Below are 15,507 nucleotides of genomic sequence, written 5' to 3'. Positions count from 1 at the left end.
CCAGGTGTACGACAGGCAGATGACGGCGGGCTTGTCGGGTCCGTTGTCGAGCAGATACGTCCCGCGGGTCATCCGGTCGGTCAGCGTCATCGACATGACGTCGCGGCCGGTCGGATTGCCCCTGTCGTCGACGGCCTTGTCGAGCCAGAAGGGCCGGTCGACGGGCACGAAGAGCTTGCTGGACTCCATGTAGTGGGTGCGCTCGATGGCGGTCCAGTGGTCGATCGGGAAGAGGGCGTCGTCGCACTGGATCTTGGACAGCAGCATCCAGGACTGGGCGGTGAAGATCGCCGCCCGGTAGGTGCGGATGTCGCCGTTCGCGTCGGTCACCGTGATCCGGTTGCCCGCGGTGCGGTGCAGCCGCGTCACGGCGGGGCGGGGCTCGCCGTTCACGTGCAGGGACTTCAGGGAGGTCCCGTGCGGCCAGTGCAGGATCTTCTCCGGCTCGCGCTCCCACAGACGCAGCGGAAGCTGCTGGGAACCGCCGACGATGCCGCGGTGGTGGTCGTCGGCCTCGGTGTAGACGACCCGCAGGATCTCCAGGATGGAGTTCGGGAAGTCGGTGTCCCAGCCGCCGGTGCCGAAGCCGACCTGGCCGAAGATCTCGCGGTGCCGGAAGGACTTGAAGGCCTCCGATTCGCAGAGGAAGCCGTAGAAGGTCTGGTTGTCGAGCTTCTCGACCAGCTTGGACCAGATCTCACGGATGCGCTCGACGTCGCGCTCGCGCATGGCGCGGTTCATGTCGGAGAAGTCGGCGCCCTCCTCCAGGCACCGGTTCCAGGCGGCCGCGACGTCACGGTAGACCTGCGGAAGGTCGTCGATCGTCTCGGCGTAGTGCGACTCGCCCTTGAGGTCGACGACGGTCGACGGGGTGGCCTCGGCAAGCGGGTTGGGGAACGGCCTCGTCTCCAGGCCCACCAGGTCGATGTAGTGCTGCAGGGCCGTGGAGGACGGCGGGAAGCGCATCGCGCCCATCTCGGCGGTCAGCGACGGGTCGCACCCGTCGAAGCCCACCGTCCGCAGCCGGCCGCCGATCTGGTCGGCCTCGTACACGACGGGCTTGAGGCCCATCTTCATCAGCTCGTACGCGGCGACGATGCCGGACAGGCCGCCGCCGATGACAGCGACCTCGGTGCCGTGCTCCGTGGCGGGTATCTGGCCGAGACCCGCCGGGTGGGCGAGGAAGTCGTCGTACGCGTACGGGAAGTCCGGGCCGAACATGGTGATCGGCGGCTGCTGCTCGTCTGCGTGCTCGACGGCGTTGGGCACCGTGGACGTCATGGGGTACGGACTCCTTGCGCGGAATGAACTCGGGGGGAGGCTCGGAAGGCTGAGGGGTCAGACCAGGGACCCGTAGAGGCCGGGACGGCGGTCCTTCAGGTACGGGTTCGCCTCGCGGGAGGCGGCGAGGTGGACGGGGTCGACGTCGGCGAGGACCAGCTCCTCGACACGGCCGGCCCTGGCCCGCGCGATCCCGTCGGGACCGGCCAGGGTGGAGAGGCCGACGAACTCGAACTCGCCTTCCCGGCCGACCCGGTTGACGTAGGCGACGTACATCTGGTTCTCGAAGGCCCGCACCGGGACCAGGGACTCGGCGACGAACTGGAACGGATGCATCTGCGCCGTGGGCACGACCAGGAGGTCGGTGCCGGCCAGGGCGTGGGCGCGGACGTTCTCCGGGAACTCGACGTCGTAGCAGATCATGATGCCGACGCGCAGACCGTCGAGTTCCGCCTGGACGACCGGCTGGTCGCCCGGGGTGAAGTGGTCGCGTTCGAAGCAGCCGAACAGGTGGGTCTTGCGGTAGTTCGCGAGGCGGGTGCCGTCGGCGGAGATCAACTGGGCCGAGTTGAAGACCGTCTCGCCGTCCCGCTCCGGGTAGCCGTAGGCGACCGCGAGACCGTGCCGGGAGGAGATCTCGGCGATCGCGTCCGCCCAGTCGCCGTCGGCGGGCTCGGCGAGGCGGGCGATGTCGCCGCCGATGGCGTACCCGGTGAGGAACATCTCCGGCGCGACCAGCAGCCCGGCGCCCGCGGCGGCGGCACGCCCCGCGGCCTGGTCGAGGACCTTGAGGTTCTCGCCGACCGATCCGGGATGTCCGGAGCTCTGGAGCAGGGCGGTGCGCATGCGTGTTTCTCCACCGGTGCGGAAGGGGGTTCGGGGGTCGGTTAGACGGTACGGTCGGCGCCTCGGGCCGGACAAGAAGGAGCCGTTGCGCGCCGATGAGCGATTCGTTGCGTCCGCGGGCGCTCGGGCGGCGATTCGTTGCACGGCCCCGCTCGCCCTCGGCCGTGTCGCCGTCTCGCCTTCGGCGCCGCTCGGGCGCTGCGGGCTTCACCCCCGCCCACGTGCTGGGTGACCATGCCGATGACGCATCAGCCCGCACTGCGGAGGGGGCCTTGTGGACGCGCTGGGCGGAATCGTGGGGTTGCCGTACGTCGATGAGCACACGACGGTCGTAGCGGCCGAGGCCGGGGCCGTGTGGTCGAGCATCGGCGACGTACTGGACGGATCCTTCGGGGGCCCCCGGGCGGCCCGCTACGCCCGCCTGGTCGGCTGCGCCGACCGCGCGTCGTCCGGCCCGCGACCGCTGGCCCAGGGCTCCACGCTCCCCGGATTCCGGGTGGTCTCCGCCGTCCCGGGGCGGGAGCTGGTGCTCTGCGGACGCCACCGTTTCTCGTCGTACGCCCTGATCTTCCGCCTGGAACCGGCCGGTCCCGGCCGCTCGCGTCTGCGCGCCGAGACCCGAGCGCTCTTCCCCGGACTGTCCGGTGCCCTCTACCGGCGACTCGTCATCGGTACGGGCGGACATGCGGCGGGCATGCGGCGCCTGCTGTCCGCGATCTCCCGCCGGTCCGTGTGACGTGGATCAGCCGGGTGCGCCCGACGAGAAGCGGCGCAGCAGCGGGGACAGGACCAGGACCGACTTCGTCCGTTCGACGAACGGCTCGCCCGCGATGCGCTCCAGCACGCGCTCGAAGTGGCGCATGTCGGAGGCGAAGACCTGGGCGATCGCGTCCGCCTCGCCCGTGACGGTGGAGGCGGCCACGACCTCCTGGTAGCGCTCCAGGCCCCGCTGGATGGTCTCCGGCGAGGTGTTGCGCCGGCAGTAGATCTCGACGAACCCCTCGGTCTCCCAGCCGAGCGCCCCCGGGTCCACCCGGACGGTGAACCCGGTGATGGCGCCGGTCGCGCGGAGCCGGTCCACGCGCCGCTTCACAGCGGGCGCGGACAGGCCGACCAGCTGCCCGATGTCCGCGTAGGAGCGGCGGGCGTCCTCGGCGAGGGCGTGCACGATGCGTTCGTCGAGATCGTTCAGCAAGGCGGGTGGTTCACTTCTCTGTGACGACGTCGGGTGCCGCGGGGTCCGCGACGGCCAGCCGGGACCGCCGGTGGCCATAGAGGAAGTAGAACACGAGCCCGACGGCCATCCAGACTCCGAAGACCACCCAGGTGACGGTCGAGAGGCTGCCCATCATCCACACGCAGAAGGCGAAGCCGAGCGCGGGCAGCACCGGCGACAGCGGCACCCGGAAGGTGCGGGTCATGTGCGGACGCGTCCGGCGCAGCACCACGACGGCGACATTGACCAGCGCGAAGGCGAACAGCGTGCCGATGCTGGTGGCGTCGGCGAGCTGGCCGAGCGGGATCGCGGCGGCGAGGACACCGCAGAAGACGGACACGATGAGCGTGTTGGCGCGGGGCGTGCCGGTCCTCGGGTGGACCCGTGAGAACACCTTGGGCACCAGGCCGTCGCGGGACATCGCGAAGAGGATGCGGGTCTGGCCGTAGAGCACGGTCAGGACCACGCTCGCGATGGCGATGACCGCGCAGGCCGCGAGGAGGGTGCCCCAGAAGGTCTGTCCGGTGACGTCCTTCATGATCTGGGCGAGCGCGGCCTCGGAGTCGTTGAACCGTCGCCACGGCTTCGCACCCACGGCGACGGCCGCGACGACGACGTACAGGGCCGTGACGATGACCAGCGACAGCATGATGGCGCGCGGCAGGTCGCGCTGCGCGTCCTTCGCCTCCTCACCAGCCGTGGAGGCGGCGTCGAAACCGATGTAGGAGAAGAAGAGCGTGGCTCCGGCGGCGCTGACGCCGGCCATGCCGAGCGGCATGAAGTTCGCGTAGTTGCCCGAGCGGAAGCCCTGGATGCCGATCAGACAGAACAGCAGCAGCGCGGCGATCTTCACCACGACCATGATCGTGTTGGCCCGGGCGGACTCCCTGGCTCCGCCGAGCAGGAACGCCATGGCGAGCAGCACGACGATCAGCGCGGGCAGGTTGAACACGCCGCCGTCCCCGGGCGGCGCCGACAGCGCCGCGGGGATGGTGACGCCGACGGTGCCGTCCAGCAGCTCGTTCAAGTACTGGCCCCAGCCGACGGCGACGGCGGCCACGGACACGCCGTACTCGAGCACCAGGCACCAGCCGCAGACCCAGGCGATCAGCTCGCCCATCGTTGCGTATGCGTACGAGTAGGAGGATCCGGAGACGGGGATCGTGCCCGCGAGTTCGGCGTACGACAGGGCGGAGAACAGGGCGGTGAGACCTGCGATCACGAAGGAGAGGGTGACGGCGGGTCCGGCCTTCGGCACGGCCTCGCCGAGGACCACGAAGATGCCGGTGCCGAGCGTGGCACCGATGCTGATCATGGTGAGCTGCCACAGCCCGAGGGACCGACGCAGGGTCCCTCCCTCGCCCTGGCCACCCTCGGCGACCAGGCGTTCCACCGGCTTGCGGCGCATCAGACGCGCGCCGAGGCCGGGGACGGCGGGGGCTGGATGACTGCGGGACTGCGGGGGTGCGCCTTGGTCGAGCACGCGTCGGCTCCTTATCGCTGCCGGTCAAGGGGGCAGGCGGGACCGGCGGCGCCCCAGGGGGCGGGGACCGCCGAGCGGGGTCCTCGCCACGCCACGTACAGCGCAGACCCTATGAGCCGCGCCTTCACGGGCGTAATGCAGCAACCTTGCGCATCTCCGCAAGATCGTTGCGTTCATTCACCGCTCACGCGGATTTGTTGCACAGGCCCTTTTGATGTTTGCACCGCCGGGCGGTCGGATCCCGCCGACAGCTCCTTGATCAGGAAGGTGCAGGGGTCGGCGCACTCGTGCGCCACGCCGTCGGCGTCCTCGTACGACCAGCGGTCCACGTAGGCGGTGAGGGGCCGGTAGCCGAGCCGGGCGTACAGGGCCGCCGCGCGCGGGTTGTCCGCGGCGACACCCAGGCCGATCACCGATCGGCGACGACCGCGCGCCAGGTCTTCGGCCGCGCGGATCAGCGCGCTTCCGATGCCGCGGGAGCGCAGTTCCCCGGGCCATACGCCGAGCCCGTTGACCTCGGGGCAGTCGGCCCGTGCGGCTCGCACCTCGGGTGCGGCACAGCCGTTCCAGCGGATCTCGGCGTGCCCGACGGGCCGCCCTTCGGTCCAGGCGACGAGGTACGTGCTCTGCCCCGTCGCCTGCCGTGCGAACCGCCGGGCGTGGAACGAGGTGGCCCCGGCGGAGCCGATGTACCGGTCGAGCAGCGCCACGTCGGCGGCCCGACAGATGGTGATCTCCATGGTCCCGACCGTAGGTGAACCGGTTCCCGCGCTCCCCCGGTTTTCCGGCCGGGCAGGCCGACGACCCCCACTGTCCCGCCGACGGGACGGCAGGGGCCGCGCTCGGGAGTCGTGTCAGTTCCAGCTGGCGTGCAGCGGCTTGCCCTCCGCGTAGCCCGCCGCGCTCTGGATGCCGACGACGGCCCGCTCCGCGAACTCCTCCAGGGAGCCGGCGCCGGCGTAGGTGCACGAGGACCGGACGCCCGCGATGACCGAGTCGATCAGGTCCTCGACGCCCGGGCGGGCCGGGTCGAGGTACATCCGGGACGTCGAGATGCCCTCCTCGAACAGCCCCTTGCGGGCGCGGTCGTACGCGGACTCCTCCGACGTGCGGTTGCGGACCGCGCGCGCCGAGGCCATGCCGAACGACTCCTTGTACAGCCGCCCGTCCGCGTCCTGCTGGAGGTCACCGGGCGACTCGTACGTGCCGGCGAACCAGGAGCCGATCATCACGTTGGACGCGCCCGCCGCCAGCGCCATCGCGACGTCGCGCGGGTGGCGGACACCACCGTCGGCCCACACGTGCCTGCCGTACTTCCTGGCCTCCGCGGCGCACTCCAGGACGGCCGAGAACTGCGGGCGGCCGACGCCGGTCATCATGCGCGTGGTGCACATGGCACCGGGGCCCACACCGACCTTGACGATGTCCGCTCCGGCCTCGATCAGGTCACGCACGCCCTCGGCGGCGACGATGTTGCCCGCCACGAGCGGAACCTGCGGGTCCAGCGCCCGTACGGCCCTGAGGGTGTTGATCATCGACTCCTGGTGACCGTGCGCGGTGTCGATGACCAGCGTGTCGACGCCCGCGTCGAGCAGCTGCTTGGCCTTGCCCACCGCGTCGCCGTTGATGCCGACGGCGGCGGCGATGCGCAGCCTGCCGTGCCCGTCCGTGGCCGGCGTGTAGAGCGTGGCCCGCAGGGCGCCCTTGCGGGTGAGGATGCCGGCGAGCCTGCCGTCCTCGCCGACGGCGGGCGCGTAGCGGCGGTTGGCGGTGTCGAGGACGTTGAAGGCCTCGCGCGGGTCGATGCCGGCGTCGAGCAGCAGCAGGTCCTTGGACATGACCACTTCCAGCTGGGTGAAGCGGTCCACGCCGGAGAGGTCGGCGTCCGTGACCACGCCGATCGGCCGGTGTTCCTCGTCGACGACCACACCCGCGTTGTGCGCGCGCTTGGGCAGCAGCGCGAGGGCGTCGGCGACGGTCTGGTGCGGAGCCAGCACGATCGGGGTGTCCAGCACCAGATGGCGGCCCTTGACCCAGGAGATGACCTCGGTGACCACGTCGATCGGGATGTCCTGCGGTATGACGACCAGGCCGCCGCGCCGGGCCACCGTCTCCGCCATGCGGCGGCCTGCGATGGCGGTCATGTTGGCGACGACGATCGGGATGGTCGTGCCCGTGCCGTCCGGGGAGGCGAGGTCCACGTCCTGGCGGGAGCCGACGGAGGAGCGGCTCGGCACCATGAAGACGTCGTCGTAGGTCAGGTCATAGGCAGGCTGGATGTCATTGAGGAAACGCACGTGCTGCACATCCCAGTCGATCAGAGGCGGCCCCCGGACAGGTCAGCCAGGGGGAAGAGCACGTACTTCATTCTCCCATGACGGCCGCTCCACGAACCCCGGGCGAATCATCCAGGCAGGTCAGAGGGGTCTTTGTGGGTTCATCCAAGCGTCAGCGCCACGGACAGGCCCGGCATCTGGTCCGCCGCCTCGGTGAACACCTCCCGGGCTGTCTCCCACTCCTCGGGGCACTCCCTCGCGTACTCCTCCCAGCCGCGTACGACGAGCAGCAGGCCCCGCTCGACGGCCGGCTCGGGCCAGACGGTGTCGTCGGTGAGCGAGTCGGCGAGCGCGTCCCAGTTGCGGCCGAACCAGTACGGCAGGTCCAGGGCGCGCACGACCCGCTCCATGAACGCCGCCTTGTCGGCGACACCGTCCAGATCCAGCGTGACCAGGAACCGTTCCCCCAGGTCGTCGGTCATCTCAGCACCGCCCTGAACGTGTCGTAGTGATCGTCGGTGTAGTAGGTCTCCCCGCCCTGCCCGGTGACGATGCGCCGGGCTCCGCGGTCGTGCGCGCCGGGGGTCGGCACCGTGTACTCGTGGTAGTAGCCGCGCGGCCGCGCGGGCAGCCGGTGCTCGAAGTTGCCGAAGACGGCGCCGTCCTGCGCGTAGGGGTAGGGGCCGCCCTTGTCGATGAGGGCGAGGGTGTGCCGGGCCTCGGCGGGGAGCCGGTTCGCCTTGACCGTGGCCATCTGCCCGGCCCACGACGGGGCGGGCGCGCGGGTGCCGGTGCCCGTGGAGGAGCACCCGGTCAGCAGGACGGTCAGACAGACGAGGAGCCCCGCGAGCAGGCGGGGGACGGACCGCGGCAGCATGATCCCGATGCTGCCACAGCCGCCCCGTCGAAACGTCCTGTCAGGGCCCGTCCGGGTCCGCCCGATGCAGTGCGGGCGTCGGCGTCGGACCCGCAGTCATCAGGTAGTCCGCCGCCGCCGTGTCCGTCACGAGGCTGGTGACGAGCCCGGAGCGAAGCACCGCGTCGATGGCGGACGCCTTGCGCTGCCCGCCCGCGATCGCGACGACCTCGGGGATGCGGCGGAGCTGGTCCGCCTTGACGGTGATGCACCGCTCCCCCAGGTCCCGTCCGACCCGGCGGCCCTCGGCGTCGAAGAGGTGCGCGGCCATCTCGGCGGCGACACCGAGGGAGGCGTAGTGGGCGCGCTCCTCCTCGGTGAGCATGTCGTGCACCGTGGAGATACCGGGCTCCCAGGAGCCGATGGAGACACAGGCGACCGTCACCTTGTCGAAGTACTCGAAGGCGCGGGCGATCCCCGTCTGGTTGCGCAGGGCCGCCGCGGTCGCCGCGTCCGGGAGCAGCATCGGCGCGTAGATGGGGTGGGCGTCGCCGCCCGACACCTGCGCCGCACGGCGCACGGCCTCCACCGAGCCGCGCTCGGAGGTCCCCGCGTCGTACACGCCCGTCAGCTGCACCACCGTGCACGGCGGCAGCCGGTCGAGGGCCGCCGCCATGTGGATGGTGGAGCGGCCCCAGGCCAGGCCCAGCACATCCCCCTCGGCCACCAGCTCGCCGAGCAGGTCGGCGGCCACCTCGCCGAGGTTCTCGGGGTCGGGCGACTCCTCGGCCTCGGCCGGGGACTCCACCACGACGGCGTGCCTGAGGCCGTAGCGGGCGCGCAGCGCGTCGGAGCGCTCGGCGTCCAGCTCGGCCGGCACACGGATCTCGATGCGCACGAGATCCCGTTCGAGGGCGGTCTCCAGGACCCTGGCCACCTTGAAGCGGCTGACGCCGAACTCCTCGGCGATCTGGATCTTGGACTTGCCCTCGAGGTAGAAGCGACGGGCCATGGCCGCCGCCTGCACCAGCTCAGCGGGTCCCATCCGCATGGCTGACCGGCCCGCCGACATACCCGACACGGCCATCTCCTCACTGCTGTTCACACTCTGCATTCGCCGTTCATCCTTGCAGATCCGGCGCAGGCGATCAGCCCGGACGGTCGGCGTTCAGGTTCCGTTGTCTCACTCGTCGCACGCCCACGAGGCCCGGGCCGTCGCCCGCTCCGCCTGGGTGCGCAATGCACGTACCGCGGCGGCCGGGTCGGCCGCCCCGTAGACCGCCGAGCCGGCCACGAAGACGTCCGCTCCCGCTTCCGCGCACTGTTCGATCGTGGAGGCCGAGACCCCGCCGTCGACCTGCAGCCACAGCTGAAGACCGTGCTTGCTGATCAGCTCACGGGTGCGGCGGATCTTGGGCAGCATGATGTCCAGGAAGGCCTGGCCGCCGAAACCGGGCTCGACCGTCATGATCAGCAGCATGTCCAGCTCGGGCAGCAGGTCCTCGTACGGCTCGATGGGCGTCGCGGGCTTGAGGGCCATGGAGGCCCGGGCGCCCTTGGCGCGGATCTCGCGGGCGAGCCGCACGGGGGCCGCGGCCGCCTCGACGTGGAAGGTGACGGATGAGGCACCGGCTTCGACGTACTGGGGGGCCCACCGATCGGCGTCCGCGATCATCAGATGGCAGTCCAGCGGGGCGTCCGTCGACCGGGCCAGGGACTCCACGACCGGCACGCCGAGCGTGAGGTTGGGGACGAAGTGGTTGTCCATCACGTCCACGTGGAGCCAGTCGGCGCCCTCCACGGCCTTCGCCTCCTCGGCGAGGCGGGCGAAGTCGGCGGACAGGATGCTGGGGTTGATCTGCACGGCCATGCCCCAAGCCTGCCATGCCGGAGCCCGCTTGCTCGCGCCGGTACCCGGCCGGAATCCGCCGCTCGGTCACCGACGGGCTCCGGTGACGCCGGCCGGACGCAGCCGCGTCCGGCCGGGCGGCAGCGATTCCCACCCAGCGATGGGCGTGTCCATGGCGAGAACCTGTTACACCGACGAGGACTCGGTGGCGCCTCCGAGAGCTTCCTGAAGTGGCTGGTCGCCATCGGCCCCACCCGGCAGGCGCGCCCTGTGCCGGCGCTGCTCACGGCCGAGGGCTACGTCCCCCCGACGCGGCCTTGCCCGCCCTTCACCCCTCCTCGACGATCCGGCCGTCGCGCAGTTCCAGGACCCGGTCGGCGATGGCCAGCAGTTGGGGGTCGTGCGTGGCCACGAGGGCGGTGACGGACTGACTGTGGACCACGGCGCGCAGCAGTTCCATGACGGAGCGGCCGGTGTCCGCGTCCAGTTGCCCGGTCGGTTCGTCGGCGAGAAGCAGGGAGGGGCGGTTTGCGAGGGCGCGTGCGATGGCGACGCGTTGCTGCTGGCCGCCGGACAGCTCGCCGGGGCGCTGGTCCGCATGGTCCGCGAGGCCGACGAGGCTGAGCAGCAGGGCGACGCGCTCTTCACGGTCCCGGCGTTCGGTCCTGCGCAGGCGCAGTGGGACGCCGACGTTCTCGGCCGCGGTCAGGACGGGCAGCAGACCGAAGGACTGGAAGACGAACCCGATGTGGTCGCGGCGCAGGTCGAGGAGCTCCTTCTCGCCGAGGCCCACCAGTTCTGTTCCGGCGACGCGTACGCTGCCCGAGTCGGGGCGGTCGAGTCCGCCGATCACGTTGAGCAGGGTGGTCTTGCCGGAGCCGGAGCGCCCCTTGAGCGCCACGAGCTGTCCGCGGGGCACGCCGAACGACACCTCGCGCAGGGCGTGCACGGCGGTGTCTTCGCGGCCGTAGGTCCGGGTCACCCGATGGACCGTCACCATCTCGTCGGCCGACGTCGGTTCGTCCCCCGACGAGTGATCCGCGCGGTGCAGCAGCCGCTCGCTCATGGCGGTCAGGATAACCACACGCGTCGATCACCTGACAGGCCGTCGGCAGACGGGTACGTTGATGCCTCGCGCTCAGGAACCGGGGCGACAGGGGAGATCGAGAGGGCTTCGCCTCGAGGCGGGGTCGGCCGCAACCCCGCGGGGCGCGCGGGACGGCGGCGGGGAGAGTCTTGACGGGGTTCGTGTTGCTGCGCGCACGCGCGCACTGGCTGCTGCTCAGCGCCGCCCTGCTCTGCGTCGTGCTGACCACGTGCGTATTGGCCGCGCTGACGGCGTTCGGTGAGGCTGTCGGGGACGTCGGGCTCCGGCATGCCCTGCAGCACCGGAATGCCACACGCACGCTGGTCGAGGTCGACGCGGACGTGACGCCGGCCGACCGCGCCAGGCTCGACGCGGCCGTGCGCAGGATCGTTCCCGCGGCCTTCGACGGCATGCCGGTGAGCATGGCCACGAGCATCCAGTCCGCTTCCTACGGCCTGCCGCACACGGCCCGCACCGCCCGTGGCGACGAGCCCGACCTGACGTTCCTGGCCACCGTCGACCCCTCGCGGGTCACGATGGCCGAAGGCAGCCTCCCCGGCCCGCCCGGGCACGAGGGCCCGGTCCCCGTCGCTCTGCCCGAACGGGCCGCCCGTGCGCTGGGTCTGCGCACCGGGGAACGCGTCACGCTCACCGACCGGACCGACGGCCGACCGCTCCGGGTGTTGCTGACCGGGCTCTACCGGCCGGTGGACCCCGGCTCGGCGTACTGGCGGCTCGACCCTCTGGGCGGTCGGGGTGTGCGGACGCTGTCGTTCACCACGTACGGCCCGATGCTCGCGGACCCCCGCGTGTTCGTCTCCGGGGCCGTCACCCCCGAGAGGATGTCCTGGCAGGCCCGCGCGGACTACTCCGCCATGACCACGGCCCGTGTGGACCGCCTGCGGCACGCTGTGCAGCGGGCGCTGCGCGATCTCGACCGGGCGACGAACGGATCCAACAGGGCCCGCAGCGAGTTGCCGGCTCTGCTGACGGACCTGCGCCGGACACTCCTGGTGACCCGGTCCACCATGCTGATCAGCGCCCTGCAACTGATGCTCCTGGCGGCCTTCGCGCTGCTTGTGGTGGCGGGACTGCTCGCCACTGAGCGAGCGGGAGAGACAGCGCAGCTGCGGGCCCGCGGCGCCTCACGCTCGCGCGTGGCGGGACTCGCGGCGGCCGAGGCCCTGCTGCTCGCTCTGCCTGCCGTCGTCGCGGCGCCCCTGCTCGCAGGCCCGCTGCTGCGACTGCTGGCCGGCCGGGGCGCGCTCGCCCGCGCACATGTGCGGCTCGACGGCCCGCCGGCCGGCACGTGGGCGGTGGCGGCGGTCACCGCGCTGGTCTGCGCGTTCGCCGTCGCCTGCCCGGCCCTGCGCCGCTCGGGCACGTACCTCGACGAACGCGACCCCGGCCGGCGCCGCTCCGGACTGCCCGCCATCGCGCGGACCGGGGCCGACGCGGCGCTCGCCGTCGTCGCGGTGCTGGCGTACTGGCAGCTGTCCCGCCGCGGTTCGGGCTCCGGAGTCCTGACGGTGGACACGGGCGGTGCCCTGGGCGTGGACCCGGTGCTGGCGGCGGCACCCGCGCTCTGCCTGTGTGCGGGCGCGGTGCTGGCCCTGCGGCTGCTGCCCCTGGCGGCGCGGCTCGGCGAGCGGTGGGCCGCCGGCACCCGCGGACTTCCGGTGGCGCTCACCGGCTGGCAGCTCTCCCGCCGGCCCGGGCGGGGCGCGGGCCCGGTGCTGCTGGTCGCGCTCGCCGTGGCGATGGGGGTGTTCGCGACCGGCGAGGGCGCCAGCTGGGCGCGTTCCCAGCGCGATCAGGCCGACTTCGCGGTCGGCGCGGACCTCCGCGTGACCGACTCCTCCACCCCGCCCTTCGCCCAAGGCGGCGTCTACGACGGCGTCCTGGGCATCACGGCCGCCACTCCTGTGGTCCGTACCGACGTTCTCCTGCCCCAGGAGCGCGACGCCACGGTGCTGGCCATGGACACCCGGGCCGCGTCCGAGGTACTCGGCTGGCGAGACGACCTGGCGGACCGCTCACCGCGGCGGCTGCTCGGGCCCCTCCACTCCGGGACACAGGCGAACGGCAGGTCCGCGGGTCTCGAGCTGCCGGCGGAGACCGAACGGTTGAGGATCACAGCGCGCCTGGAGGCGCTGGGCCCGAAGGGCGAGCCGCACCGGAGCGGCGTCACCCCCGGCCTCGTCGCCACCGTCACCGACCGGTACGGCGTCCCGTACACCGTCGTTCTGGGCACCCTGCCCGCCGACGGCCGCACGCACGTGCTGATGGCGGACTTCGCCGCCGAGACCGGAAGGGCCGAGGGCGCGGCACCCGCCGGCCCGCTGCGGCTGACCGGCATCCAAGCCGACTACCGCCTGCCTCGACGCGGTGAACGGCACCGTCTGACCGTGACCGGGCTCGGCGCCGTCCTGGCCGACGGACGCACCCACGCGGTCCCGGTGCCCGTCGGTGCCGCCTGGGGTGCCGACGTGCAGGCCTCCGTCGCGGGTGGCCCCGGCGGCGCCTCCGCATCGCCCCGGGCGACGGCGTCGCGCCCGACCGCCGCCGTCCCGCTCTCCGTGACGTACGACACCGGGTACGACTCGTCGCCGTCGCGCTCCTACGGTGCGTCCACGGGCGGGAAGCTCAGTGTGCGGGCGGACACCGCCGCGGTGCCGGTACCGGCCGCGCTCGCCACCGACGCCTTTCTCCGCGCCACCGGCACACACGTCGGCCGGACGGCGGAGATCAACCTGGCCGGCACGACGCTGACGGTCCGGGTCGTCGCGGCCGTCCGTGCCCTGCCCACCGTCGTGCCGCCCGCCGCCGACGACGGCGGCGCCCTTCTGCTGGACCTGCGCGCCGCGAACCGGGCTCTGGCTCAGCGCGGCGGGAGCGCACTGCAGCCCGGCGAGTGGTGGCTCACCGCGGCCCCGGGAGCCGCCCCGCGCATCGCGGCGGCGCTGCGGGGCCGGGCCGACGCCGGATCCGTCCTCGTCCGTGACGAGGAGCGCGCCCGGCTGGGGGCCGACCCGCTGGGTGCGGGACCACAGGCCGGCCTCCCCGCCGCGGTGCTGGCCGCAGCCGTGCTGGCGGCCGTGGGCTGCGCCGTCGCGGCGGCCGGCGCGCACCGGGAGCGGGCGGACGAACAGGAGGTCCTGCGGGCCCTGGGGGCCTCCCGGCGCTCGCTGGCCCGTGCGGTGGCCGTCGAACAGGGGGTGCTGCTGGCGGTCTCGGCGGGCGTGGGCACGGTCCTGGGCGTCCTGCTCACCCGCGTCGTCCTGCCGATGGTCGTGCTCACGGCGCAGGCCTCCCCTCCGCACCCGGCGCTCCGTGTGGAGGTGCCCGCGGGCCCGGTGTCGCGGCTGCTGATCGCGGTGACGGCGGTGCCGTTGCTCGTGGTCGTCCTGACGGCCCTGCGGTCGGGGCAACCGGCCCAGGCCCTGCGCCGCCAGGGAGGCGAGTGACATGGCGGCCCTCCGGCGTACGCCCGCCCGCGTCGGCGCCGTGCCCGCCGGCACGCCCTCGACGGACGCCCCCTGGATACGGACCCGGCTGCGCGCGGCACCCGGCGCCGCGCTGGCCTTGTCGATGCTGGTCCTGGCGACCGCGTTCCTCGCGGCGGCCCTGCCCCGCGCGATCGACCGTTACGAGGACACCGCCCTGCGCGACACGGTGGCGCGGGCGAGCGTGGACCGGCGCAGTGTGACCGCCACGGTGGACGTGTCCTGGGTGTCCGTGCCCTCGGACGCCGACGCGCACGTCACCCCTCGCGCCCTGGCTTCGGCCGAAGCGGAGTTCCAGAGTGTCGTACGCCCGCCCCTCGCTCTGGACCGCCGGCAGACCGTCTACGGCGTGCGGACGGCCCGGAAGGTCCCCGCCACCGATCCGCAACTGCCCCGGCCGACGCGGAACACCGCCCCGCAGGCCACCGTCGTCGCCCAGCCGGACCTCGACCGCTTCGCGCAGGTCGTGGGCGGACGTCTGCCCCGGCCCGGCTCCGGCCGCGGCACCGTCGAGGCGGCCGTCGCGGAGGGCACGGCGCACGTCATGCGACTGCGCACCGGTTCCGTGGTCCACCTCGCCGAACAGGACGGAGCCGAGCTGACCCTGAGGATCACCGGCGTCATCCGGCCGCGCCAGCCCGAAGCCGCCTACTGGAACGCGGAGCCGGCCCTGCGGACGCCGGAGCTGTCCACCGTGCCCACCGGATCCGCCGACGGCCCCAGAAGGTACTGGCACTTCACCGCCCTCGTCGCGCCGGCGGCCGCCGGCGACCTGCTCGACCTGCACGCGGGGGTCACCGCCTACTGGCACCATCCCGCCGACATCCGAGCGCTGACCGCACGCACCGCGACGGCCCTGGTGGACCGTGTCGCCGCCCTCAACAGCGGACCGGAGGCCACGCGTCTGCGGCAGCGGACCGGGCTGCGCGGCCTCACTGTCCAGGAGGACGGCCTGGCCACGCTGGTGGCGCCGTTCGCCCGGGAACGAGCAGCCGTCGCGCCGTTGATCATGGTTGCCGCGGTCGGCGTCGGCACGGTCGCCGTCAGCGTGCTGCTCATGGCCGCCGAGCTGAACGCCGCCCGGCGCAGGACCGAACTGGTGCTGCT

The 15,507-nt window shown here is 72.7% G+C and carries 13 protein-coding genes and 1 pseudogene; 3 read left to right on the top strand and 11 right to left on the bottom strand.

The window, feature by feature from the left end; all coding sequences use genetic code 11:
• Together C3488_RS36175 and C3488_RS36170 are read right to left on the bottom strand one after the other, a co-directional pair.
• On the bottom strand, positions 1-1,281 hold a 1,281-nt coding region (locus C3488_RS36175), incomplete at its 3' end, for an NAD(P)/FAD-dependent oxidoreductase (protein WP_103845111.1).
• Between the two features lie 57 nt (positions 1,282-1,338).
• On the bottom strand, positions 1,339-2,127 hold the full coding sequence (locus C3488_RS36170; protein ID WP_103845110.1) for a carbon-nitrogen hydrolase family protein: 789 nt from the start codon (positions 2,125-2,127) through the stop codon (positions 1,339-1,341).
• A 274-nt stretch (positions 2,128-2,401) separates the two neighbouring features.
• Between C3488_RS36170 and C3488_RS36165 the strand changes: the two genes are divergently transcribed.
• The gene (locus C3488_RS36165) at positions 2,402-2,863 is read left to right on the top strand and encodes a hypothetical protein (protein WP_308460707.1); all 462 of its coding nucleotides are present in this window, start codon (positions 2,402-2,404) and stop codon (positions 2,861-2,863) included.
• A gap of 6 nt (positions 2,864-2,869) precedes the next feature.
• On the opposite strand, the gene C3488_RS36160 is transcribed toward C3488_RS36165, so the two are convergent.
• From C3488_RS36160 to C3488_RS36120, 9 genes are all read right to left on the bottom strand, one after another.
• Positions 2,870-3,322 (bottom strand): Lrp/AsnC family transcriptional regulator, encoded by a 453-nt coding sequence (locus C3488_RS36160; RefSeq protein ID WP_103845108.1) that lies wholly within the window; start codon positions 3,320-3,322, stop codon positions 2,870-2,872.
• Positions 3,323-3,332: 10 nt separating this feature from the next.
• Entirely contained in the window at positions 3,333-4,826 is a 1,494-nt protein-coding gene (locus tag C3488_RS36155; protein ID WP_103845107.1) for an amino acid permease, read from the bottom strand.
• Positions 4,827-4,999: 173 nt separating this feature from the next.
• The gene (locus C3488_RS36150) at positions 5,000-5,566 is read right to left on the bottom strand and encodes a GNAT family N-acetyltransferase (RefSeq protein WP_103845106.1); all 567 of its coding nucleotides are present in this window, start codon (positions 5,564-5,566) and stop codon (positions 5,000-5,002) included.
• A gap of 114 nt (positions 5,567-5,680) precedes the next feature.
• Entirely contained in the window at positions 5,681-7,123 is a 1,443-nt protein-coding gene (locus C3488_RS36145) for a GuaB1 family IMP dehydrogenase-related protein (RefSeq protein ID WP_181139336.1), read from the bottom strand.
• A gap of 140 nt (positions 7,124-7,263) precedes the next feature.
• Positions 7,264-7,584, bottom strand: coding sequence for a barstar family protein (locus C3488_RS36140; RefSeq protein ID WP_103845104.1), 321 nt, complete (start codon positions 7,582-7,584; stop codon positions 7,264-7,266).
• Positions 7,581-7,979 carry a ribonuclease domain-containing protein gene (locus C3488_RS36135; protein WP_103845103.1) on the bottom strand — a complete coding sequence of 133 codons (399 nt, stop codon included), beginning with the start codon at positions 7,977-7,979 and terminating at the stop codon, positions 7,581-7,583. Before C3488_RS36135 ends, C3488_RS36140 begins: the two co-directional genes overlap by 4 nt.
• 40 nt (positions 7,980-8,019) lie before the next feature.
• The gene (locus tag C3488_RS36130; protein ID WP_181139337.1) at positions 8,020-9,063 is read right to left on the bottom strand and encodes a sugar-binding transcriptional regulator; all 1,044 of its coding nucleotides are present in this window, start codon (positions 9,061-9,063) and stop codon (positions 8,020-8,022) included.
• Between the two features lie 78 nt (positions 9,064-9,141).
• Positions 9,142-9,828 (bottom strand): ribulose-phosphate 3-epimerase, encoded by a 687-nt coding sequence (gene rpe / locus C3488_RS36125; protein ID WP_103845101.1) that lies wholly within the window; start codon positions 9,826-9,828, stop codon positions 9,142-9,144.
• Positions 9,829-10,135: 307 nt separating this feature from the next.
• On the bottom strand, positions 10,136-10,807 hold the full coding sequence (locus C3488_RS36120; protein WP_258053862.1) for an ABC transporter ATP-binding protein: 672 nt from the start codon (positions 10,805-10,807) through the stop codon (positions 10,136-10,138).
• 236 nt (positions 10,808-11,043) lie between these two features.
• Between C3488_RS36120 and C3488_RS36115 the strand changes: the two genes are divergently transcribed.
• Both C3488_RS36115 and C3488_RS36110 read left to right on the top strand, forming a co-directional pair.
• Positions 11,044-14,361, top strand: coding sequence for an ABC transporter permease (locus C3488_RS36115; RefSeq protein WP_103845099.1), 3,318 nt, complete (start codon positions 11,044-11,046; stop codon positions 14,359-14,361).
• A 1-nt stretch (position 14,362) separates the two neighbouring features.
• A pseudogene (locus tag C3488_RS36110) lies at positions 14,363-15,507 on the top strand (ABC transporter permease); the annotation flags it as partial.

Origin of the sequence: Streptomyces sp. Ru72 (assembly GCF_002920635.1) — a bacterium.
Classification (GTDB): Bacteria; Actinomycetota; Actinomycetes; order Streptomycetales; family Streptomycetaceae; genus Streptomyces.
Note: the sequence above shows the minus strand (reverse complement) of the source record. Positions and strands in the feature narration are given on the sequence as shown.

Excerpts from the sequence above, each read along its gene's own strand:
- C3488_RS36170 (WP_103845110.1), bottom strand. The coding sequence starts at position 2,127 with ATGCGCACCGCCCTGCTCCAGAGCTCCGGACATCCCGGATCGGTCGGC.
- C3488_RS36150 (WP_103845106.1), bottom strand. The coding sequence starts at position 5,566 with ATGGAGATCACCATCTGTCGGGCCGCCGACGTGGCGCTGCTCGACCGG.
- C3488_RS36140 (WP_103845104.1), bottom strand. The coding sequence starts at position 7,584 with ATGACCGACGACCTGGGGGAACGGTTCCTGGTCACGCTGGATCTGGAC.
- C3488_RS36135 (WP_103845103.1), bottom strand. The coding sequence starts at position 7,979 with ATGCTGCCGCGGTCCGTCCCCCGCCTGCTCGCGGGGCTCCTCGTCTGT.
- rpe (WP_103845101.1), bottom strand. The coding sequence starts at position 9,828 with ATGGCCGTGCAGATCAACCCCAGCATCCTGTCCGCCGACTTCGCCCGC.
- C3488_RS36120 (WP_258053862.1), bottom strand. The coding sequence starts at position 10,807 with ATGGTGACGGTCCATCGGGTGACCCGGACCTACGGCCGCGAAGACACC.